Here is a 25,170-nt window from a genome sequence, read left to right on the forward strand (position 1 = left end):
TCAGGAGATTCCAAACTCTTTGCTGATGAAGTCGAAGATCTCGTCGTCACTGGCCGAGTCGAGATCGGGCCGGTCCGGTTCGACGGCGGGCCCGGCCGCCAGGTCGGACGCCTTGGCGAGCAGGTCCTGCATCCGGGCGGTGAACCGGGCCCGGGCCGCCGGGTCGAGCGGGATGGCGGTGAGCAGGCTCTCCACCGTGTCGATGCCCTGGAAGAGGGGCTGCGTGGAGGGTGCCGCGTCGGCGGCGATCTCGCTGGTCAGCTTCTCGGCGAGCGCGGTCGGCGTCGGGTAGTCGAAGACCAGCGTCGCCGGCAGCCGCAGCCCGGACAGGCCGTTGAGCCGGTTGCGCAGGTCGACCGCGGTGAGCGAGTCGAAGCCCAGGTCGGTGAAGAGCCGGTTCGGGTCGACGGCGTCGGCGCCGGCGTGACCGAGGACGGCGGCGATGTTCGCCCGTACCACGTCGAGCACCACCTTGAGCCGCTCCGGACCGGCCAGGCCGGCGAGTCGCTGGCCGAGCTGCACCCCGCCGCCGCGGGCGCCGGTGGCGTCGGCAGAACGCCGCTGCGGCGCCCGGACCAGGGCCCGCAGCATCGACGCGAGGGTGCCGGCCTCCGCCTGCGCCCGCAGCGTCGCTACGTCCAGGCGCATCGGCACGACGGCCGCCGCGTCGAGCCGCCACGCGGCGTCGAAGAGGTTCAGCGCCTGCTCGGTGGCCAGCCCGGCCGCGCCCTGCTCGGCCATCCGCCGCACGTCGTCGTCGCCGAGGTGGCCGGTCATGCCGCTGGCCTGCTCCCACAGGCCCCACGCGAGCGAGATGCCGGCGAGTCCGCGGGCCCGGCGGTGCGCCGCAAGGGCGTCGAGGAAGGCGTTCGACGCCGCGTAGTTGGACTGGCCGGCGCTGCCCAGGGTGGCCGCCGCCGAGGAGAAGAGGACGAAGGCCGCGAGGTCCAGGTGGGCCGTGAGGCGGTGCAGGTGCCAGGCCGCGTCGATCTTCGGCACGGCGACCGCGTCCACCCGTTCGGGGGTCATCGACTCCAGCACACCGTCGTCGAGGACGCCGGCGGCGTGCACCACTGCGGTGAGGGGGTGCTCGGCGGGCACCCCGGCCAGCAGCGCCGACAGGGCGTCGGGGTCGGCGGCGTCGCAGGCCGCGACGGTCACCTCCGTACCGGTGCCGGCGAGTTCGGTGACCAGGTCGCCGATCCCCTCGGCCGCCGCGCCGCGTCGCCCGGCCAGCAGCAGGTGCCGTACGCCGTGGGTGGTGGCGAGGTGGCGGGCCAGGATGCGGCCAAGGACGCCGGTCCCGCCGGTGACCAGCACGGTGCCGTCCGGGTCGATCCCGCCGGGCAGCGGCTCCACCCCGGCCGGGACCCGCCCGAGCCGTGGGGTGCGTACCTGCCCGGCCCGTACGGCGAGCTGCGGTTCGCCGGAGGCGATCGCGGCGGCCAGCGCGCTGGTGCTGTCCGTGGTGTCGTCGAGGTCGACGAGCTGGCACCGGCCCGGGTGTTCGAGTTGCGCCGTGCGCAGCAGACCCCAGACCGGGGCCTGCCGCAGGTTGACCAGCTGCTGCTCCCCTGCCGCCACGGCGTCCCGGGTGACCAGCACCAGCCGGGACTCGGCGAACCGGTCGTCGGCGAGCCAGGTCCGCAACGCGGCGAGGGTACGGTGCGTGGTGGCCCGTGCCTGCCCGGCCAGCGCCGGGTCCGTCGGGTCCCCGACACCGCCGACCGGGACGATCACCGCCTCGGGCGTCGACTCGCCCCCGGTGAGCAGATCGCCCAGCGAGTCGAGGTCGACGTCGGTACGCACCCGGGCACCGGCCGCCTCGCAGGCGGCGCTGAGGGCCAGGTCGTCGCCGAGCACCACCCAGCGGGTGGCCGCCGGCACAGGGCCGGTGGGTACCGGCAGCACCGGCCAGTCCACCTGGAACAGCGACTCGTGTCGGCCGGAACGGGCCGCGCCGAGCGAGTCGCCGGCGACCCGCCGCATGATCAGCGAGTCGACGTGCAGCACCGGAGCCCCGGTGGCGTCGGCCACCTGGAAGGAGACGCCGACCTCGCCGGCTGCGGCGACGCGCACCCGCAGGGCGGTGGCACCGGCGGCGAGCAGGGAGACGCCGGTCCAGGCGAACGGAAGACGGGGCACGGTGGCGTCGGCGCCGTCGCCCATCCGGCCGAGGAAGCCGCCGATCGACATGGCCTGCAACGCGCCGTCCAACAGCGCCGGGTGCACGCCGAAGCGGCCGGCCTCGGCGTGGTGGTCGGTGGGCAGCTCGACCTCGGCGAAGACCTCGTCGTCGCGGGTCCACGCGGCGCGCAGGCCACGGAACGCCGGGCCGTACCCGAAGACGGTCGCCTCGATCCCGGCGTAGAAGTCGTCAGCCTCGACGCGCGTCGCGCCGGGCGGTGGCCACACCCCCAGGTCGAAGGCGGGCGCGGTGCCGCCGGCCGGTTCCGGGCCGAGCAGGCCCGTGGCGTGGCAGGTCCAGGCGACGTCGGCCAGGATCTCGTCCGAGCCGTCCCGGTAGGGCCGGGAGTAGAGCTGCACGGCGCGTCGCCCGTCGTCGTCCCGGTCGCCGACCATCAGCTGTACCTGGAGCGCGCCGAGTTCGGGCAGGACGAGCGGGGCGAGCAGGGTCAGCTCCTCCACCGTCGGGCAGCCGGCCTGCTCACCGGCGTACGTGGCCAGTTCCACGAAGGCGGTGCCGGGCAGCAGGATGTTGTCCATCACCCGGTGCTCGCCGAGCCAGGGGTGGGTACGCACCGACAGCCGCCCGGTGAAGACCATCCGCTCGCTGTCGGGGAAGGTCAGGGTGGCGCTGAGCAGCGGGTGTCCGGCGTCCTGGAGGCCGGCGGAGCTGACGTCGTGCGCCCGGTGCACCGGCGGGTCGACCCAGTACCGCTGGTGGTCGAAGGCGTAGGTGGGCAGTGTGACGGTGTCGGTCCCGGCGAGGACCGTGGTCAGGTCGACCGGCAGACCGATGGCGTGCGCAGTCGCCAGGCTCGTCAGCAACCGCGTCGCATCGTCGTCGCCCCGGCGCAGGCTGCCCAACGTGTACCCGGTGACCCCGGCATCGTCCAGGATCGCCGTCACCGGCATCGTCAACACCGGATGCGGAGAGACCTCCACGAACGTGGTGTGCCCGGCGGCGACGGCCACGCGGACGGCGGCGTCGAACTGGACGGTCTGCCGCAGGTTGTCGTACCAGTAGTCCGCGCCCATGACGGCGGGGTCGACCCAGTCCCCCGTCAGCGTCGAGACGAGCCGGGTGTGCCCCGGCTGCGGGGTCACGTCGGCCAGGTCGGCGCGGAGTTGCTCGGCGACCTCCTGCACCGCCGGCGAGTGCGACGCGTAGTCCACCGGGATCAGACGCGCCCGGACACCCTCGGCCTGACATGCCTCGACCAGATCGGCCACCGGCTGCGGCGGACCCGACACCACCACGATGGAAGGCCCGTTCACGGCTGCGACACCCACACCGGGGAAGCCGCCCAGACGCTCGGTGACCGCGTCGACGGACAGGTCGACCGACGCCATCGTCCCGGAACCCCGCAGCACGGTCAGCGCCCGCGACCGCAACGCGACCGCCTTCGCCGCGTCGTCCAGGGACAGGATCCCCGCCACACACGCGGCACCGATCTCACCCTGCGAATGACCGATCACCGCCGCCGGAGTCACCCCGGCCTGCTGCCAGACCGCCACCAAGGCGACACCCACGGCCCACAGCACCGGCTGCACCACCTCGACCCGATCCAGCCACGACTCGTCCTCGCCGGTCAACACCGACACCAGATCCACGTCCAGATACGGAGCCAGAGCCCGCTGACACTCGGCCAACCGCACGTCGAACACCGGGCTCCGACCCACCAGACCGGCCGCCATCCGCGCCGACTGGGCACCCTGGCCCGGGAACACGAACACCGGACCCGCACCATGACCAGCGACCGCGCCCGTGACGAGACCGCCCGCCGGCGCACCAGCCGCCAGAGCGTCCAGCCCCGCCAGCAGGTCGTCCACGTCGGCGCCGACAACCGCAGCCCGCTGGTCGAACACCGACCGCGTCGTCGCCAGGGACCAACCCACCGCCACCGGATCCACGTCACCGTGCTTGCGCAGGAACTCCGCCAGGCGGGCCGCCTGACCGGCGACGGCGCCCTTCGACCGCGCCGACACCGACCACACCGCGACATCCGACGCCACCAGAGGCGGACCCGGCACGGCCGGAGCGACGACCTCCACCGGCTCGTCGGCCTGCTCGATGATCACGTGGGCGTTGGTGCCGGAGATACCGAACGACGACACCGCCGCCCGACGCGGCCGGTCCACCGCCGGCCACGGGCGGGACTCCGTCGCCAACTCGACCGCGCCCGACGTCCAGTCGATGTGCGGGGACGGCTCCTCCACGTGCAGCGTCGCCGGCACGACCCCGTGCCGCATCGCCTGCACCATCTTGATCACACCCGCCACGCCCGCGGCGGCCTGCGCGTGCCCGATGTTCGACTTGATCGAGCCGAGCAGCAACGGCTCGCGACCGTCGCGGCCCTGACCGTAGGTGGCCAGCAACGCCTGCGCCTCGATCGGGTCGCCCAGCGTCGTGCCGGTACCGTGCGCCTCCACGACGTCCACGTCGGCCGTGGACAACCGCGCCGACGCCAACGCCTGCCGGATCACCCGCTGCTGCGACGGACCGTTGGGCGCCGTCAGGCCGTTCGAGGCGCCGTCGGAGTTGACCGCCGAGCCGCGTACCACGGCGAGGACCGTGCGGCCCTGCCTGCGGGCGTCGGAGAGCCGCTGCACGAGCAGCATGCCGACGCCCTCCGACCAGCCGGTGCCGTCGGCGGACGCGGCGAACGACTTGCACCGGCCGTCGGCGGCGAGGCCGCGCTGCCGGGAGAACTCGACGAACGCCGTCGGGGTGGCCATCACCATCACGCCACCGGCGAGGGCCATGTCGCACTCGCCACGCCGCAGCGCCTGGCCGGCCCAGTGCAGCGCGACGAGGGAGGACGAGCAGGCCGTGTCCAGCGACACCGCCGGCCCCTCCAGCCCGAACGTGTACGCCACCCGTCCCGAGATGACGCTGCTGGTCATCCCGGTCAGCATGTATCCCTCGGCGGCCTCCGGCGAGTACGCGAGCAGCGAGCCGTAGTCCTGGCCGCTGGTGCCGACGAAGACGCCGGTGCTGCTGCCCCGTACGGCGGCCGGGTCGATGCCCGCGGACTCGAAGGACTCCCAGGTGGTCTCCAGCAGCAGCCGCTGCTGCGGGTCCATGGCCAGGGCCTCGCGGGGCGAGATGCCGAAGAAGCCGGGATCGAACCGGTCGACGCCGTCGAGGAAGCCGCCACCCCGGGCGTAGAAGGTGCCGCTGGCATCGGGGTCGGGGCTGTAGAGGCTGTCGAGATCCCAGCCACGGTCGGTCGGTAGGTCGGTGATCGCGTCGACGCCGTCGACCACCAGCCGCCACAGGTCGTCGGGGGACCACACCCCGCCGGGCAGCCGACAGGCCATACCGATGATCGCGAGGGGCTCGTCGTCGCCGACCGGCCCGGTGGTGGTCGTGGGCCGCACGGGGACCGGGGTGCCGGCGATCTCCGTACCCAGGAAGGCTGCCAGGTCGTGCGGGCTCGGGTAGTCGAAGACGAGGGTGGCCGGCAGCCGCATCCCGAACGCGTTGTTGAGCCGGTTGCGCATCTCGACGGCGGTGAGCGAGTCGAAGCCGAACTCGCTGAACGCCCGGCGCGGCTCGATGGCCGCCGGGTCGGGATAGCCGAGCACGGCGGCGGCCTGGCCCCGGACGATCTCGACGAGCGCGGCGGCCCGTTCGGTGTCGCCGAGCCCGGCGAGCTGCTGCACCAGCGACGCGCCGGTGGTGGCCGCGGCGGCGCGGGCGGGCGTGCGGATCAGCGCCCGGTACAGCGGCGGGACGCTGCCGCCGGCGAACTGCACCTTCATCGCGGCGAGGTCCAGCCGGGCCGGGACGAGCGCGGCGTCGGTGCTGCGGCAGGCCGCGTCGAAGAGGGCGAGCCCCTCCTCGGCCTCCATGGCCGCGACGCCCGAGCGGGAGATCCGGTTGAGGTGGACGTCGTCCAGCTCGGTGGTCATGCCGCTGCGGTCTGCCCAGAGACCCCAGGCGAGGGTGAGCGCGGCGAGGCCGCGCGCCTTGCGGTGCTGGGCCAGCCCGTCGAGGAACGCGTTCGCGGCGGCGTAGTTGCCCTGGCCCGGGCCGCCCGCGGTGGCGGCGAGTGAGGAGTACGAGACGAACGCCTTCAGGTCGAGCCCGGCGGTCAGCTCGTGCAGGTTCCAGGCGGCGTCGACCTTGGGCCGCAACACGCCGTCCATCCGCTCGGGAGTGAGCGAGGAGATGACCCCGTCGTCACGGACACCGGCGGCGTGGATAACGGCGGTGAGCGGGTGCTCCGCCGGGATACCGGCCAGCAGGTCGGCCACGGCGGTCCGGTCGGCCACGTCGCAGGCGGCGACGGTGACGCTCACGCCGAGCGCCTCCAACTCTGCGCAGAGCTCCGCGACGCCCCCGGCCGCCCGGCCGCGCCGGCTGGTGAGGATCAGGTGCCGGACGCCGTGCACGGTCACCAGGTGCCGGCTCATCAGCTGGCCGAGGGTGCCGGTGGCGCCGGTGATCAGGACGGTGCCCTCCCCGTCGAACGGGGCGGACAGCGGCTCGGTCACGGCCGGGACCCGGGTGAGCCGGGCGCCGGCGGCGACGCCGGAGCGGATCACGACCTGCGGTTCGTCCGTCGCGACGGCCGGGACGAGCGCGGCGGCGGCGCCGGCCACGTCGTCGACGTCGACCAGCACGAACCGGTCGGGATTCTCCGACTGGGCGGAGCGGAGCAGGCCGATCACGGCGGCGCCGGCCAGGTCGGTCAGGTCGGTGTCCCGGTCGGTGGCGACCGCGCCCCGGGTCAGCACGACCAGCCGGGAGGCCGCGTAGCGGTCGTCGGCGAGGAACTGCTGGAGCACGGCGAGCGCCCGGTGGGTCACCGCGGCGACGACCTGGGGCACCTCCGCCGACTCGGGCGGGTCGAGGAAGGGCACGACCAGCACGCCGGGTGCGTCCGTACCGTCGTCCATCGCCGTGGCCAGGGCGGTCAGGTCGGGGTACGCCGCCACGGCCGTACCGGTGACCGCGACCGCGTCGGTGAGCGCCGCCGCGTCGCCGACGACCGCCCAGTCGACGGTCGACGGGCCGGCGGGCAGGGCGAGCGGGGCCCACTCGACCCGGAACAGCGACTCGGTGCCGCCGCCCCCGGCGGTCCGGAGCTGGTCGGCGGAGACCGGCCGCAGGACGAGGGAGCCGACGGAGATGATCGGCGCGCCGGTGACGTCGGCGAGCAGCAGCGAGATGCTGTCGGTGCCGGTGTGCGAGACCCGGACCCGGGCCGCTGCGGCCCCGGCGCCGTGCAGGGCGACGTCGTTCCAGGAGAACGGCAGCCGCCCGTACCCGGGAGGCATGTCCGCCCCGGACGGCTCCCCGGCCGGCGTGGTCAGGCCGAGGGTGTGCAGCGCCGCGTCGAGCAACGCCGGGTGCAGGCCGTACCCGCCGGCCTCGGCAGCGGGGGCCTCCGGCAGCGCCAGTTCGGCGAAGAGGTCGTCGCCGCGCCGCCAGGCGGAACGCAGCGCGATGAACGACGGGCCGTAGTCGTAGCCCTGCGCGGCGAGGTTCAGGTACAGGTCGTCGGTGCCGACCTCGGTCGCGCCCGGCGGCGGCCAGGCGGTCAGATCGGACCAGCCGGTGGGACCGCTCGGCCCGGCGGGGCCGCCGGCCAGCACACCGCTGGCGTTGCGGGTCCAGGCCCGCTCGTCGGCGCCCTCGGCCGGCTCGCCGTCCTGGGCGGAGTGCAGCGACACGGACCGGCAGCCGGTTTCGTCCGCCGGACCGATCCAGAGCTGGATGTCCACGCCCCCGGTCTCCGGCAGGATCAGCGGCGATTCCAGGGTGAGTTCGCGGACGTGGTCCGCGCCGACGTGCGCACCGGCCTGGAGGGCGAGTTCGACGAAGCCCGTGCCGGGCAGCAGTACGGTGTCGAAGACGACGTGGTCGGAGATCCACGGATGGGTACGCCGGGCCAGCCGGCCGGTGAACAGGAAGCCCTCGGCGTGCGCGACGCCGACGGCGGCCCCGAGCAGGGGGTGTCGCGCGGGCCGCAGGCCGACCGCGGTGACGTCGCCGGTCCACCCGGCCCCCGCCTCGGGCCAGTAGCGCTGGTGCTGGAACGCGTACGTGGGCAGGTCGACCCGGCTGGCACCGGTGTCGGCGAACCACGGCTGCCAGGTCACCGGCACCCCGTGGACATGCAGCTCGGCCAGCGCGGCCAGCAGTGCCTGCGGCTCGGGTCGGTCCTTGCGCTGCACGGCGACGGCGAGCACCCCGTCGGCGTCCGGCAGGATGTCCGCCGTCATCGCGGTCAGTACGCTGCGCGGCCCGACCTCCAGGAACGTGTCGACCCCGGCGGCCTTCAGCGCGGCGACCCCGTCGGCGTACCGGACGGCCTCGCGGACGTGCCGCACCCAGTAGTCGACGGTGCGGATCTCGTCGGCGTCGGCGAGCATGCCGGTCACGTTCGACACCACCGGCAGCGACGGCGCGGCGAGGGTCAACCCGTCCAGGACCACCCGGAATTCGGCGAGCATCGGCTCCATCAGCGGGCTGTGGAAGGCGTGGCTGACCGTGAGCCGGCGGGTACGCGCGCCCCGGTCCCGCCAGAGCCGCTCGACCTCGTCCAGAGCCGCCACGTCGCCGGAGACGACCACCGAGGTCGGCCCGTTCACCGCGGCGATCCCGACCCGGTCAGCCTGGCCGGCAAGTGTGGCCGACACGTCGGCCTCGGCAGCCGCGACGGCCAGCATCCCGCCCCCGGCCGGCAGCGCCTGCATCAGCCGGCCCCGCGCCGCCACCAGCGTGGCCGCGTCTGCCAGCGACAGCACCCCGGCCACGTGCGCGGCGGTGACCTCACCGATCGAGTGGCCGCCCACGAACTCCGGCACCACACCGAACGACTCGACCAGACGGAACAGCGCCACCTCGACCGCGAACAGACCGGCCTGGGTGAACACCGTCTGGTCCAGCAACTCGGCCTCGACCGAGCCCGGCGCGGCGAACAGCACCTCGCGCAGCGGACGGGGCAGCACTGGGTCGAGCTGCGCGCACACCTCGTCGAGCGCGGCGGCGAAGACGGGGAACTCGCCGTACAGCTCCCGGCCCATGCCGGCGCGCTGCGCGCCCTGACCCGAGAAGAGCACCGCCAGCGAACCCCGACCGCTGGCCTGGCCCGTGACCACCGCGCCCGACGGTTCCCCGGCGGCGAGGGCCCGCAGCCCGGCGAGCAGCTCGTCTCGGCCGGTAGCCGACACCACGGCCCGGTGCTCCAGGGTGGACCGGGAGGTGACCGACGAGAAGGCCACGTCCAGCGGACGCAGGGTCTCCTCGGCGGCCAGCCGGGCCGCCCAGCGACCCGCCTGCGCGGCGAGAGCGGCGGCGTCACGGGCCGACACCGGCACCGGCACGACCGGCCGCTCGACCACCGGCGCGGCGTCGGCCGACGCGGGCTGTTGGGGCGCCGGGGCCTGTTCCAGGATGGTGTGCGCGTTGGTGCCGGAAACCCCGAACGAGGAAACCGCCGAGCGGCGCGGCCGGCCCGCCGCCGGCCACGGTGTCGCCTCGGTCACCAGCGAGACCTCGCCGGCCGACCAGTCGACCTCGGGGGTCGGCTCGTCGACGTGCAGGGTCGGCGGCACGACGCCGTGCCGCATCGCCATCACCATCTTGATCACACCGGCCACCCCGGCGGCGGCCTGGGCATGACCGATGTTCGACTTCACCGAACCCAGCAGCAACGGCGCCGAGTCACCCCGGTCCTGCCCGTACGTGGCCAGCAACGCCTGCGCCTCGATCGGGTCGCCGAGCCGGGTGCCGGTGCCGTGCGCCTCCACCACGTCCACGCCGCCGGCGGCGAGGCCGGCGTTGGCCAGGGCCTGCTGGATCACCCGCTGCTGTGACGGCCCGTTCGGGGCGCTCAGACCGTTGGACGCGCCGTCCTGGTTCACCGCGCTGCCCCGCACCACGGCGAGGATCGGGTGGCCGTTGCGCTGCGCGTCCGAGAGCCGTTCCAGCACCAGGACGCCGACCCCCTCGGACCAGCCGGTCCCGTCGGCGGCGGCGGCGAACGCCTTGCACCGGCCGTCGGCGGCGAGGCCGCGCTGCCGGGAGAACTCGACGAAGGCCGCCGGGCTGCACATCGCGGTAACCCCGGCGACGATGGCCAGGGTGCACTCCCGCTGCCGCAGCGCCTGCCCGGCGAGGTGCAGGGCGACCAGGGAGGACGAGCAGGCGGTGTCGATGGTGACCGCCGGTCCCTCCAGCCCGAAGGTGTAGGCGATCCGGCCGGAGACGACGCTGCCGGCGTTGCCGGTCATCAGGTGCCCCTCCAGGCCCTGCGCGGCACCCATCAGCACCGTGCCGTAGTCCTGGCCGGTGCTGCCGGCGAAGACGCCGGTGCGGCTGCCGCGCAGCGAGTGCGGGTCGATGCCGGCCCGTTCGAGGGCCTCCCACGAGGTCTCCAACAGCCAGCGCTGCTGCGGGTCCATCGCCAGCGCCTCCCGGGGGGAGATCGCGAAGAAGCCCGGATCGAAGTCGGCCAGGTCGTGGACGAAGCCACCCTGCCGCGTGTACGACGTGCCGGACTGCTCCGGGTCGCTGTCGTAGAGCGACCCGAGGTCCCAGCCACGGTCCTCGGGGAAGTCGGAGACCACGTCCCGACCGGACGCGACGACCTCCCACAGGTCCTCCGGCGAGCGCACCCCGCCGGGGAAGCGGCAGCTCATGGAGACGATGGCGACCGGTTCCTGTTCACCGGCCTCCACCTCGCGCAGGCGCTGCCGCACCTGGTGCAGGTCAGCGGTGACCCGCTTGAGGTAGTCGAGAAGCTTCGCCTCGTCAGCCATGGACCGCGCACTCCTTGTGTTGACCCGTCGTCGCAGCAGCGATCACGTCAGGACATCCCCAGCTCGCGGTCGATGAAGTCGAAGACCTCATCCGGCGTCGCGTCCTGGAGCTTCTCGGCGACGGTGTCGCCGTCCGCCGGCGCGTCGGCCTCGTTGAGGGAGGCCAGCAGCGCCCGCAGCCGCTCAGTGATCCGAATTCGGGCGCTCCGGTCCGGCGCGGAACCGGAGAGCGCCGCCTCCAACCTGTCCAGCTCGCCGAAGACCGGCGCGACCCCGACCACCCCGCCGTCGACGATCGCGGCCCGTACGTACTCGGCCAGCCCGGCGGCGGTCGGGTAGTCGAAGACCACCGTGGCGGGCAGCCGGACACCGGTCGCCGCGGTGAGCCGGTTGCGCAGCTCCACGGCGGTCAGCGAGTCGAAGCCGAGTTCCCGGAACGCCCGGTCCGGCTCCACGGCGTCCATCGAGGCGTGTCCGAGCACGGCGGCGGCCTGTGCGCGTACCAGCTCCAGCAGGGTCCTGCGCCGTTCGGCGTCGGTCTGCCCGGCGAGCAGGGCGGCCAGGGACTCCGCGGAGACGCCGGTGTCCTCGGCCCGCTCGGCGGCGGCCCGCCTCGCCTCGGCCACGCCTGCGATGAGCGGGCTGGGCCGGACCGCGACGAACCCGGGCACGTACCGGGCCCAGTCGATGCCGGCCACCATCGTCGCCGGCTCGCCCCGCGCGACGCACTGCGCGAGCGCCGTGAGCGCGGGCCCGGTGTCGAGGCGGGCCACGCCGGTACGACGGCGGCGCTCCTCCACGGCCGGGTCGGTGGCGGCCATCCCGCCGGCCGCCCAGGGCCCCCAGGCGACCGAGGTGGCCGGCAGCCCCTGCCGGTGCCGCTGCTCGGCGAGGGCGTCGAGGTAGGCGTTGGCAGCGGCGTAGCTGCCCTGACCGGCGGCGCCGAGCTGGCCGGCCAGCGCGGAGAACAGCACGAACGCGCGCAGTTCCCGCCCGACGGTCAGCTCGTGCAGGTGCAGGGCGCCGAGCACCTTGGGTCGCAGGACGGTGGCGAGCCGGTCGGCGGTGAGCCCGTCGAGCACCCCGTCCTCCAGCACGCCGGCCGCGTGCACCACGCTGGTCAGCGGCGCGTCGGCGGGTACCTCGTCGAACAGCTTGGCCAGCGCCGCCCGGTCGGCCACGTCGCAGGCCGCGACGGTCACCCGGGTGCCCGCCCCGGTCAGCTCCCGGACCAGCTCGGTGGCGCCGGGGGCGTCCGCGCCGCGACGACTGACCAGCATCAGGTGCTCGGCGCCCCGGGCGGCCAGCCAGCGGGCCACCTCCGCGCCGAGTGCGCCGGTGCCGCCGGTGACCAGCGTCGTGCCCGGGTAGCCGGCCTCGTCGGTGGCCGCCTCACCGCCGGGCGCCCGTACGAGCCGGCGCACCAGGATGGTGGTGCCGTCGACCGCGAGCTGATCCTCGCAGTCGAGGCCGGCGAGCGCGGCGCAGAGCAGATCCCAGCCGTGGTCGTCGAGGGTGGCGGGGACGTCGACCAGGCCGCCCCACCGCTCGGGGTGTTCCAGGGCCACGACCCGACCGAGGCCCCAGAGCAGCGACTGCTCCGGTCGACCGGGCGTCGTGCCCCGGGTGGTGCCGGCGGCCCCCCGGGTGACGCACCACAGCGGTGCGGCCACGTCGAGGTCGCCGAGCGCCTGGATCAGCGCCAGCGACCGGGCGAGGAAGGGCGGCACCGGCTGGGTGTCGTCGACCGCGCCGTCGGCGAGGGCGAGCAGTGACAGCACCCCGTCCGCCGGGGGCCGTCCGCCGTCGGCGGTGTGGGTGGCGCTGATCAGGTGCTCGGCGAGGGCGGCCCGGTCGGTCAGATCCTCCGGCAGCAGCACCAGTCGGACGTCGGCGCCCCGGCGGGCCAGCTCGTTGACGGCGGCTTCGCCCTCCTCCGGGTGCCGCTCGTCGGCGACGACCCACCAGGCGCCGGGGAGGAAGCTGACCGGGGTCCCGGTGTACGGCTGCCAGACGCTGCGGTAGCTGAGGTCGTCCAGGGTGGACCGCTGCCGCTGCTGTCGCCGCCAGGAGGCGAGCACCGGCAGGGCCGCGCCCAGCCGTTCCAGCGATTCTGTCGCGTCCTGCGCGGTGAGTTCCGCGAGCGCGGCCAGGTCCTCCCCTTCGACAGCCGCCCAGAACGCGGAGTCGACGCCGCTCGGGGTCTCCTCGGCGCCGCCCTGCCCGGTCGTCGCGGTCGGCCAGAACCGGTCCCGGTCGAAGGCGTACGTGGGCAGTGCGACCGGGTCGGTCCCGGCGAGGACCGTCGTGAGGTCGACGGGCAGGCCGATGGTGTGGGCGGTGGCAAGGTTGGTCAGCAGCCGCGTCGCATCGTCGTCGCCCCGGCGCAGGCTGCCCAACGTGTACCCGGTGACCCCGGCATCGTCCAGGATCGCCGTCACCGGCATCGTCAGCACCGGGTGCGGGCTGATCTCCACGAACGTGGTGTGCCCGGCGGCGACCGCGACCCGGACGGCGGCGTCGAACCGCACCGTCTGCCGCAGGTTGTCGTACCAGTACGCCGCACCCATCGACATCGGCTCGACCCAGTCACCGGTCAGCGTGGAGACCAGTCGGGTGTGACCAGCCTGCGGGGTGACGTCGGCCAGGTCCGTGCGGAGCTGCTCGGCCACCTGCTCGACGGCCGCCGAGTGCGAGGCGTAGTCCACCGGAATCAGGCGCGCCCGAATGCCGTCGGCCTGACACGCCTCCACCAGGTCGGCGACGGGCTGCGGCGGACCGGACACCACCACGGTCGACGGGCCGTTGACCGCCGCCACCCCGACACCCGGGAACGCGGCCAGCCGCTCCGTCACGGCGTCGGCGGACAGGTCGACCGACGCCATCGTCCCGGTACCCCGCAGCACGGTCAGCGCCCGCGACCGCAACGCGACCGCCTTCGCCGCGTCGTCCAGGGACAGGATCCCCGCCACACACGCGGCACCGATCTCACCCTGCGAGTGACCGATCACCGCCTGCGGCACAACTCCGGCGTGCTGCCAGACAGCGGCCAGCGCGACACCCACGGCCCACAGGACCGGCTGCACGACCTCGACCCGCTCCAGCCACGACTCGTCATCGCCGGTCAACACCGACACCAGATCCACGTCCAGATACGACGCCAGAGCCCGCTGGCACTCGGCCAGCCGCACGTCGAACACCGGGCTCCGACCCACCAGACCGGCCGCCATCCGCGCCGACTGGGCACCCTGACCCGGGAACACGAACACCGGACCCGCGCCTGTGCCGGAGACGGTGCCCGTGACGAGATTGCCCGTCGGCAGACCGGCCGCCAGGGCGTCCAGCCCGGCCAGGAACTCGCCCACGTCCGAGCCGACCACGGCGGCCCGCTGGTCGAACGTCGACCGGGTGCTGGCGAGGGACCAGGCCACGGCGGCCGGGTCCAGATCCTCGTACCGTCGGACGTGACGGGCCAGCCGGGCGGCCTGACCGGCGAGGGCCGCCCGGGACCGCGCGGACACCGGCCAGAGCACGGCACCCGAGGCCACCAGCCCCGGGCCCCGGTCCGTGCCGGCCTCGGCGTCGGGCTCCGCGCTCTCGGCGGACGGCTCCTCGGCCAACTCGATGATGACGTGCGCGTTGGTGCCGCTGATGCCGAACGACGACACCGCCGCCCGGCGGGGGCGGTCGACCGTCGGCCAGAGCCGGGACTCCGTCGCCAACTCCACCGCGCCGGACGTCCAGTCGATGTGCGGGGACGGCTCGTCCACGTGCAGCGTCGCCGGGACCACGCCCGCCCGCATCGCCAGCACCATCTTGATCAGGCCGGCGACTCCGGCAGCGGCCTGGGTGTGGCCGATGTTCGACTTCACCGACCCGAGCAGCAGCGGCTCGTGCCCATCGCGGTCCTGCCCGTAGGTGGCGAGCAGCGCCTGCGCCTCGATCGGATCACCGAGCGTGGTGCCCGTACCGTGCGCCTCCACCACGTCCACGTCGGCCGTGGACAGCCCGGCCGACGCCAACGCCTGCCGGATCACCCGCTGCTGCGACGGACCGTTCGGCGCCGTCAGGCCGTTCGACGCACCATCCTGGTTGATCGCCGATCCGCGCACCACCGCCAGCACCTCGTGACCGTTACGGCGGGCATCCGACAGCCGCTCCACCAGCAACACACCGACGCCCTCACCCCAGCCCGTACCATCCGCACCCGCCGCGAACGCCTTGCACCGCCCGTCCGCCGCCAACCCCCGCTGGCGCGAGAACTCCACGAACAGTCCCGGCGTCGCCATCACCGTCACACCACCGGCGAAGGCCAGGTCGCACTCGCCACGCCGCAGCGACTGCACCGCCAGGTGCAACGCCACCAACGACGACGAACACGCCGTGTCCACCGACACCGCCGGCCCCTCCAACCCCAACGCGTACGCCACCCGACCCGACACCACACTCGCGGCGTTGCCCGTGCCCGCGAACCCCTCCACGTCATCCCCTGCCACCATCAACAGGGCCCCATAGTCCTGACCATTCGTGCCCACGAACACCCCTGTTCGCGAACCCCGCAAGCCCCCCGGATCAACCCCTGCCCGCTCCAACGCCTCCCACGAGACCTCCAACATCAACCGCTGCTGGGGATCCATCGCCAGAGCCTCACGCGGCGAAATACCGAAGAAACCGGCATCAAACTCCGCCGCCTCGTAGAGGAAGGCGCCGCTGCGGACGTAGGAGGTACCGGTGGAATAGGGGTCGGGGTCGTAGAGCCGCTCGACGTCCCAACCTCGATCACCGGGTAGGTCGGACACCGCGTCGCGGCCGGCGTGCAGCATCTGCCAGAACCGCTCGGGGTCGTTCGCCCCGCCGGGGAAGCGGCAGGACATGGCGACGATGGCCACCGGCTCGTCGTCACCGAGCGTCACCGGGGCGGTCTGCACCGCGACGGCGGCCCCGCCGCCCAACTCCTCGTGCAGGTGCCGGGCGAGCGCGGTCGACGACGGGTAGTCGAAGACCAGGGTCACCGGCAGCCGCAGCCCGGTGGCGGTGGCGAGCCGGTTGCGCAGCTCCACCGCGGTCACCGAGTCGAAGCCGAGGTCCCGGAACGCGTGGTTCGGGTCGACGGCCTGGCCGTCGGCGTACTTGAGGACCGTCGCCGCCTGGTCGCGGACCAGGTCGAGCAGTGCCTGCTGGCGCTCGACGGCGCTCATCCGGGTGAACCCGGCGGCCGGGCCGGACTCGTCGGTCTCCTTCGCCTCGGTCAGGCCCTTGGTGGCCCGCAACCGCTGCGCCTGCGGGATCTCGGAGATCAGCGGCCCTGGCCGGGTGGCGGTGAACGCGACGAAGAACCGGTCCCAGGCGATGTTCGAGATGGTCAGGAACGTCTCGTCGTGCTCGACGGCCTGGTGCAGGGCCGCGACGGCGAGCCGCGGCGACATCTCGGGCGCGCCGTGGCGGTGCAGCATCTGGCCGAACTCGCCGTCGGCCATGCCGCCGCCACCCCAGGCGCCCCAGCCGATCGAGGTGGCGGGCAGGCCGAGGGCACGCCGGTGCTCGGCGAGGGCGTTGAGGAACGCGTTGCCGGGGGCGTAGTTGCCCACGCCGGAGCTGCCGACGGTGCCGGCCATCGACGAGAACAGGATGAACGCGTCGAGGTCCATCTCGCGGGTCAGCTCGTGCAGGTTCAGCGCGGTCGTGACCTTCGCGCCGAGCGCGTAGTCGACCTGGTCCAGGGTCAACGAGTTGATCACCGAGTCGTCGAGCACGGCGGCGGTGTGCACGACGGTGGTCAACGGATGCTCGGACGGCAGGTCGGCGAGGACGGCGGCGAGCGCCGACCGGTCGGCGGCGTCGCAGGCGGCGACGGTCACCCGGGCACCCAGCCCCACCAGCTCGGCCTCGAGGTCGGCGATGCCGTCGGCCTGCCGGCCGCGCCGGCTGACCAGCACCAGGTGCGCGGCGCCGTTGGCGGCCAGCCAGCGGGCCATGTGCCCGCCGAGCGCGCCGGTGCCACCGGTCACCAGGGCGGTGCCGGAGGGCCGCCAGGAACGGGCGACGGGCGCGTCACCCAGCGGGGCGGGCAGCAGCCGCCGGCCGAACGCGCCGGCCCACCGCAACGCGACCTGGTCCTCCCCGTCGGCGCCGGTGAGGACGCCGACCAGCCGGCGGCCGGACGCGTCGTCCAGCTCGTCGGGGAGGTCGACCAGGCCACCCCAGCGGTCCGGGTGTTCCAGTGCGGCGACCCGGCCGAAGCCCCAGGTGAGCTGCTGCAACGGGTGCGGCAGCGGGTCGGCCGGGCCGGTGGCGACGGCGCCCCGGGTGAGGCACCACAGCGGGGCGCGGACGCCGGCGTCACCGAGCGCCTGCACCAGGGTCACGGTGGCGGCGAAGCCGACCGGCACCGAGGGGTGCGCCGGGGCCGGCGCCTCGTCGAGCGGCAGCAGCGACAGGATCCCGGCGACCGGGGTGCCGCCGTCGGCGAGGTCACGCAGCCGGGCGCCGAGCGCCTCGCGGTCCGTGCGGTCGCCGTCCAGCACCAGCGGTACGACGGTGCCGCCGTGCCGTTCCAGCGCCTCCCGGCAGAAGGCGGCCTCGGCCGCGCCGGTGTCGTCGGGGCCGGTGACCAGCCACCAGATGCCGGTGACGGCGGGCTCGCCGCGGCCGTCGGCGGCGATCGGCGTCCAGCTGTCCCGGTACCGCCAGGAGTCCACGGTGGCCTGGTCGCGGTGCCGGCGGCGCCAGGCGGCGAGGACCGGCAGCACGTCGGCGAAGGCCGCGTCCGGCACGGGTTCCGACTCGGTCGTGCCGGCGAGTTCGGCGGTGAGCGCGGCCAGGTCCTCCGCCTCGACGGCCGCCCAGAACCGGGCATCGACCTCGTCGGCCTCCACGTGACCGGCGGCGCCGGTGGCCGGGGTGGGCGTGGCGGACGGCTGCGGCCAGTAGAGCTGCCGCTGGAACGGGTAGGTGGGCAGGTCCCGACGACGTCCGGCGAGGCCGGTGAACGCGGGCCGCCAGTCCACCTGCGTACCCCCGGCGTAGACCTCGGCCAGGGCGCGCAGGAAGCGGCCGAGGCCGCCCTCGCCGCGGCGGAGGCTGCCGGTGACGGTGACCCCGTCCGGGTCGGCGGCCAGCTCGACGCTCTCCTGCACGGCCATGGTCAGCACCGGATGGGCGCTGACCTCGACGAAGGTCCGGTAGCCGGCGGCGACGAGGCTGCGCACCGCGTCGTCGAAGCGGACGGTCTGCCGCAGGTTGCGGTACCAGTAGTCGGCGTCGAGGGCGGCGGTGTCGAGCCAGTCCCCCTCCACCGTGGACCGGAACCGGACCTCGCCGGTGCGGGGCCGCAGCCCGGCGAGCAGTTCCAGGAGCTGGTCGCGCAACTGCTCGACGTGGGCGGAGTGGGAGGCGTAGTCCACCGGGATGCGGCGTACTCGCACCTCGCGGGACTCGTAGTGGGCGACCAGCTCGTCGAGGGCCGCGCTGTCGCCGGAGACCACGACCGAGGTCGGCCCGTTGACGGCGGCCAGGGCGATCCGGCCGGCCCAACGGGTGATCGTCGCGGTGGCCTCGTCGGCGGTGGTGGCGACCGAGACCATCCCGCCGTCCCCGGCGATGCCGGCGATGATCCGGCTGCGCAGCGCGACCACGGCCGCCGCGTCGTCCAGGGTGAGGCCCCCGGCGACGTACGCGGCGGCGATCTCGCCCTGGGAGTGGCCGACGACGGCGGACGGGCGCACCCCGTACGACTCCCAGAGCGCGGCGAGCGAGACGCTGACCGCGAACAGGGTGGGCTGGACGACGTCGACCCGCTCCAGCGACGGGGCGTCCGGCGCGCCGCGCACCACGTCGGTCGGCGACCAGTCGACGTACGGGCGCAGTGCCTCGGCGCAGGCGGCGAACTTCGCGGCGAAGACCGGGGCGGTGTCGAGGAGTTCGGCGGCCATGCCGACCCACTGCGATCCCTGGCCGGGGAAGACGAAGGCGACCTCCCCCGGCGTGCCGGGAACCCGGGTGACGGTCTGCGGGGTGGGTCGGCCGGCGGCGAGCGCGTCGAGAGCCGCGGCCAGGTCGTCCCGGTCGGTGGCGAAGACGACGGCCCGGTGGTCGTGGGAGGCGCGGGTGGCGGCCAGCGACCAGCTGACGTCGGCGAGTTCCGCGTCGTCGACGGTGTCGAGGTGGTCGCGCAGGTCCTGGGTGCGGGCGGTGAGGGCGTCGACGGTACGCCCGGACAGCACCCAGGGCAGCTCACCGGTCGGCCCGGTGGCGGCCGGCTCGGGCTCTGGCTCGGGTTCTGCGGTGGGGGCCTGTTCGAGGATGGTGTGCACGTTGGTGCCGCTGATCCCGAACGAGGACACCGCCGCGCGGCGGACGCCGTCGGCCGGCTCCCAGGGGCGGGCGGAGGTGAGCAGTTCGACGCCGCCGGCCGACCAGTCGACGTGCGGGGTGGGCTCGTCCACATGCAGCGTCGGCGGCAGCACCCCGTGCCGCATCGCGAGAACCATCTTCATCACCCCGGCCACACCCGCCGCCGCCTGGGTGTGACCAATGTTCGACTTGATCGACCCCAACCACAACGGCCGATCCACCGGACGGTCCTTGCCATACGTCGCCAGCAGCGCCTGCGCCTCGATCGGATCACCCAACGTGGTGCCCGTACCATGCGCCTCCACCACGTCCACCTGCCCGGCGGTCAACCCCGCGTTGGCCAGGGCCTGCCGGATCACCCGCTGCTGGGCGGGGCCGTTGGGGGCGGTGAGGCCGTTGGAGGCGCCGTCCTGGTTGACGGCGCTGCCGCGTACCACGGCAAGGACCGGGTTCCCGTCGCGGCGGGCGTCGGAGAGCCGCTGGAGCACCAGCAGGCCGACGCCCTCGCCCCAACCGGTGCCGTCGGCGGCCCCGGCGAACGGCTTGCACCGGCCGTCGGCGGCGAGGCCACGCTGGCGGGAGAAGCCGACGAAGATACCGGGGGTGGCCATCACGGTGGCGCCGCCGGCCAGGGCGAGGTCGCACTCCCCCGCCTGCAGGGCCTGCGCGGCCAGGTGCATCGCGACCAGTGACGCCGAACATGCGGTGTCGACGGTGACGGCCGGGCCGTGCAGCCCGAAGGTGTAGGCCAGCCGACCGGAGATGACGCTGGCGGAGGTGCCGGTGGCGAGGTAGTTCTCGTCGACGTCCCCGGCGGCCATCAGCAGCGAACCGTAGTCCTGGCCGTTGGTGCCGACGTACACGCCGGTGCGGCTGCCACGCAGCGCGGTCGGGTCGATCCGGGCCCGCTCGAACGCCTCCCAGGTGGTTTCCAGCAGCAGCCGCTGCTGGGGGTCCATGGCGAGTGCCTCGCGGGGGCTGATGCCGAAGAAGGCGGGATCGAACTCGCCGGCCCCGGCGACGAAGCCACCCTCCCGCACGTAGCTGGTGCCGAGGTGCTCGGGGTCGGGGTGGTACAGCTCGGCGAGGTTCCAGCCACGCTCGCCGGGCATCAGGCTCATCGCGTCGGTGCCGGTGGCGACCAGGTCCCAGAGCTGCTCCGGCGAGGCGACCCCGCCGGGGAACCGGCAGCTCATCGCGACGATGGCGATCGGTTCGTTGTCGCGGCCCGTGCCGTCGGCGACCACCTCGCTGACGGTGTGGCCGGCGGTGAGGCCGTGCAGGTGGGCGGCGAGTTCGGCGACCGTGGGGTGGTCGAAGGCCAGCGTGGCGGGCAGCGCCATGCCGGTCTCGGCGGTCAGCCGGTTGCGCAGCTCGACGGCGGTGAGCGAGTCGAAGCCGAGGTCGCGGAAGGTGCGCTCGGGCAGCGGCTGGCCGGCCGGGTAGCCGAGCACCACCGCGGCCTGGGCGCGGACGAGGTCGGCGAGCTGCGGCAGGGACCGGCCGACCACCACGGCGCGGACGGGGCCGGTGGGCACGGCGGGAACGCCGGGCAGGGCGGCGATCAGCGGGGTGGGCCGGCGCCAGGAGGCGGCGACGCGTCCCCAGTCGACGTCGGCGACGGTGACCGCCGGCTCGGCGGTGTTGACCAGCCGGCCGAGCGCGGTGACCGCCTCGGTGACGGGGAGCGGGTTGATCCCGCCCCGGGCGAGCCGGGCGGTCAGCGCGGCCGTCGTCGCGGCCATGCCGTCCTCGGCCCAGGCACCCCAGGCGATGGCGGTGCCCGGGAGGTCCTGGCCGCGTCGCCACGCCGCGAACGCGTCCAGGTACGCGTTGGCCGCCGCGTAGTTGCCCTGCCCGGCGCTGCCGATGACCCCGGCGAGGGAGGAGAAGAGCACGAACGCGTCGAGCTTCCGGCCGGCGGTGGCCTCGTGCAGCACCCGGGCGGCACGGACCTTGCCGTCGAGGACGCTCTGCATCCGGGCCAGGTCGAGACCGTCGAGGACACCGTCGTCGACCACCCCGGCGGTGTGCACGACGGCGGTCAGCTCGGGCAGACCGGCGACGAGCGCGTCGACCGCCGCCCGGTCGGTGACGTCGCACGCCACCACCCGCACCGCGCCCAACTCGTCGGCCAACTCCGCCGCACCCGGGGCCGCCGGGCCCCGCCGCGAGGCGAGCACCACCTCGTCGGCTCCGTTGCTCAGCAGCCAGCGGGCCACGTGCCGGCCCAGCGCACCCGTACCGCCGGTCACCAGCACCGTCCCGGCGGGCCGCCAACCCGACCCGGCGGGCGGCACGGCCGGCACCAGCCGCCGGCCGAGGATCCCCTGCGGGCGGATCGCCACCTGGTCGTGGCCGGTGTCGGCGAGGACCGCGAGCAGCGCGTCCCCGGCGGTCCGGTCGACGCGGGCGGGCAGGTCGACCAGGCCGCCCCAGCGGTCCGGCTGTTCGAGTGCGACGACCCGGCCCAGGCCCCAGGCCAGCGCGGGCCACGGGTCGGCGACGGTCTCGCCACCGACGGAGACGGCGCCCCGGGTGAGGCACCAGAGCCGGCCGGGCAGGCCGGCGTCGGCGAGCGCCTGGGTGAGGATGAGCAGCAGCGCGGCGCCGACGGAGACGGCCGGGGCGTCCGGCAACGCCCGGTCACACTCGGGCAGCACGCAGAGCACCCCGGTCCAGCCCTGGTCGCCGTGGCGGCGCAGCAGCTCGGTCAGCTCCGCGCGGCCGACGCCGGGGGCGACGGTGACGGTGTCGACGTGGGCTCCCGCGCCGGCCAGCGTCCCGGCCACCCCGGCGTCGGCGTCGGCGGTGACGACCAGCCAGCGGCCGGTCAGCGCCGACACGGCGGCGGGGCGTACCGGCTCCCAGTCGACCCGGTAGGACCAGCCGTCCAGTACGGCGTCGCGTTGCCGGGCCCGCCGCCACGACGACAGCACCGGCACGGCCGGGGCGAGGGCCTCGACCGCCGCCGGGTCGTCCTGAACGGCCAGGTGGGAGGCGACCTCGGTCAGGTCGCCGCGCTCCACCGCCGCCCAGAAGTCCCCCTCGGCGGTGTCGGTCGGCGCGGCCTGCCCGGTGGTGCCGCCGACCTCGGGCCAGTAGCGCTGGTGCTGGAACGCGTACGTGGGCAGGTCGACCCGTTCGGCACCGGTGTCGGCGAACCACGACTGCCAGGTCACCGGCACCCCGTGCACGTGCAGTTCTGCCAGCGCGGCCAGCAGCGCCTGCGGCTCGGGTCGGTCCTTGCGCTGCACGGCGACGGCGAGCACACCGTCGACGGCCGGCAGGATGTCCCCGGCCATCGCGGTCAGTACGCTGCGCGGGCCCACCTCCAGGAAGGTGGACACGCCGGCCGCGCGCAGCGCGGCGACCCCGTCGGCGTACCGGACGGCCTCGCGGACGTGCCGCACCCAGTAGTCGGCGGTCCGGATCTCGTCGGCGTCGGCGAGCGTGCCGGTCACGTTCGACACGACCGGCAGCGACGGCGCGGCGAACGTGAGCCGGTCGAGCACCGCGCGGAACTTTCCGAGCATCGGCTCCATCAGCGGGCTGTGGAACGCGTGGCTGACCGTGAGCCGGCGGGTCCGCGCGCCCCGGTCCCGCCAGAGCCGTTCGAGCTCGTCGAGGGCCTCGTCGGCGCCGGAGAGCACGATCGAGGTCGGACCGTTCACCGCGGCGATCCCGACCCGGTCGATGCACCCGTCGAGGGTGGCCAGCACGTCCGCCTCGGCAGCCGCGACAGCCAGCATCCCGCCCCCGGCCGGCAGCGCCTGCATCAGCCGGCCCCGCGCCGCCACCAACGCACAGGCGTGCTCCAGCGACAGCACCCCCGCCACGTACGCGGCCGTGACCTCACCGATCGAGTGACCACCCACGAACTCCGGCACCACACCGAACGACTCGACCAGACGGAACAGCGCCACCTCGACCGCGAACAGACCGGCCTGCGTGAACACCGTCTGGTCCAGCGACTCGGCCTCGACCGAGCCCGGCGCGGCGAACAGCACCTCCCGCAACGGACGCGGCAGGGCCCGGTCCAGGTGCCCACAGACCTCGTCGAGCGCGGCGGCGAAGACGGGGAACTCGCCGTACAGCTCCCGGCCCATGCCGGCGCGCTGCGCGCCCTGACCCGAGAAGAGCACCGCGAGTTGCCCGCGCGGCGACCCGGCGCCGGCGAGCACGCTGCCGGCCGGTTCCCCGGCGGCCAGGGCGCGCAGCCCGGCCAGCAGGTCGTCGCGGCCGGTGGCCGAGACCACGGCCCGGTGCTCCAGGGTGGACCGGGAGGTGACCGACGAGAAGGCGACGTCCAGCGGACGCAGGGTCTCGTCGGCGGCGAGCCGGGTCGCCCAGCGGCCGGCCTGGGCGGCGAGCGCGGCGTCCGACCGGGCGGAGAGCAGCACCGGGGCCACCGTGCGTTCTGCCGGCACGGCCGGCTCGGCCTCGGCTTCGGTCGGTGCGGGGGCCTGCTCGATGATGGTGTGCGCGTTGGTGCCGGACACCCCGAACGACGACACCGCGGCCCGGCGCGGCCGGTCCGCCGTGGGCCACGGTGTGGGGGCGGTGGCGAGGGTGACCGCCCCGGCGGACCAGTCGATGTGCGGGGACGGCTGGTCGACGTGCAGGGTCGGCGGGACGACGCCGTGCCGCATCGCCATCACCATCTTGATCACACCGGCGACACCGGCGGCGGCCTGGGTGTGCCCGATGTTCGACTTGACCGACCCGAGCAGCAGCGGCTCGTCGCGGTCCTGCCCGTACGTGGCCAGCAGCGCCTGCGCCTCGATCGGGTCACCGAGCCGGGTGCCGGTGCCGTGCGCCTCCACCACGTCCACCTGCTCGGGGGTGAGCCGGGCGTTGTCCAGGGCCTGGCGGATGACGCGGATCTGGGAGGGGCCGTGCGGGGCGCTGAGGCCGTTGGAGGCGCCGTCCTGGTTCACCGCGCTGCCCCGCACCACGGCCAGCACCGGGTAGCCGCGCCGTTGGGCGTCGGAGAGGCGGGTGAGCAGCAGCATGCCGATGCCCTCGGACCAGGAGGTGCCGTCCGCGCCGGCGGCGAACGCCTTGCACCGGCCGTCGACGGCGAGGCCGCGTTGCCGGCTGAAGCCGACGAAGACCGCCGGGGTGGGCATCACCGTCACGCCGCCGGCGAGGGCCAGTTCGCAGTCGCCGTTGCGCAGTGCCTGCGCGGCCAGGTGAATGGCGACCAGCGAGGACGAGCAGGCGGTGTCGACGGTGACAGCCGGTCCCTCCAGCCCGAGGGTGTACGCGACGCGGCCGGAGATGACGCTGGTGGCGTTGCCGGTGAGCAGGTGCCCCTCGCCGTTCTCGGCCTGTGCCATCATGCCGTCGTAGCCGTGCGACGACGCCCCGACGAAGACGCCGGTACGGCTGCCCCGCACCGCCGGCAGTGGCAGCCCGGCCCGCTCGAACGCCTCCCAGGAGGTCTCCAGCAGCAGCCTCTGCTGCGGGTCCATGGCGACGGCCTCGCGGGGCGAGATGCCGAACAGGTCGGCGTCGAAGTCGGCGGCGGTGTAGACGAAGCCGCCCTCGGTCACATAGCTGGTGCCCGGGTGGTCGGGGTCGGGGTGGAAGAGGCGGTCCAGGTCCCAGCCCCGGTCGGCGGGGAACGCTCCGATCCCGTCGCCGCCGTCGTGCACGAGCTGCCACAGCGACTCGGGGCTGTCGACCCCACCCGGGTAGCGGCAGCTCATCGCCACGATGGCGATGGGCTCGGAGTCCCGGGCCTCCAGCTCCCGCAGCCGCCGCCGGGTACGCCGCAGCTCCGAGGTCGTACGCTTCAGGTACTCGACGTACTTCTCGTCCTCGTTGCTCACCGTGGACCTACCTCACTCG

Annotated in this window: 2 protein-coding genes; both read right to left on the reverse strand. The window is 74.7% G+C overall.

All coding sequences use genetic code 11. The features are described 5' to 3' along the window. Entirely contained in the window at positions 1-10,962 is a 10,962-nt protein-coding gene (locus GA0070608_RS27465) for a type I polyketide synthase (protein WP_091631563.1), read from the reverse strand. Between the two features lie 47 nt (positions 10,963-11,009). After that, positions 11,010-25,151, reverse strand: coding sequence for a type I polyketide synthase (locus GA0070608_RS27470; protein WP_091631566.1), 14,142 nt, complete (start codon positions 25,149-25,151; stop codon positions 11,010-11,012). Positions 25,152-25,170: the final 19 nt, after the last annotated feature.

The sequence above is a fragment of the Micromonospora peucetia genome, from assembly GCF_900091625.1.
Classification (GTDB): Bacteria; Actinomycetota; Actinomycetes; order Mycobacteriales; family Micromonosporaceae; genus Micromonospora; species Micromonospora peucetia.

Bases quoted from the DNA above. Each gene is read 5' to 3' on its own strand.
- GA0070608_RS27465 (WP_091631563.1), bottom strand. From the start codon at position 10,962: ATGGCTGACGAGGCGAAGCTTCTCGACTACCTCAAGCGGGTCACCGCT.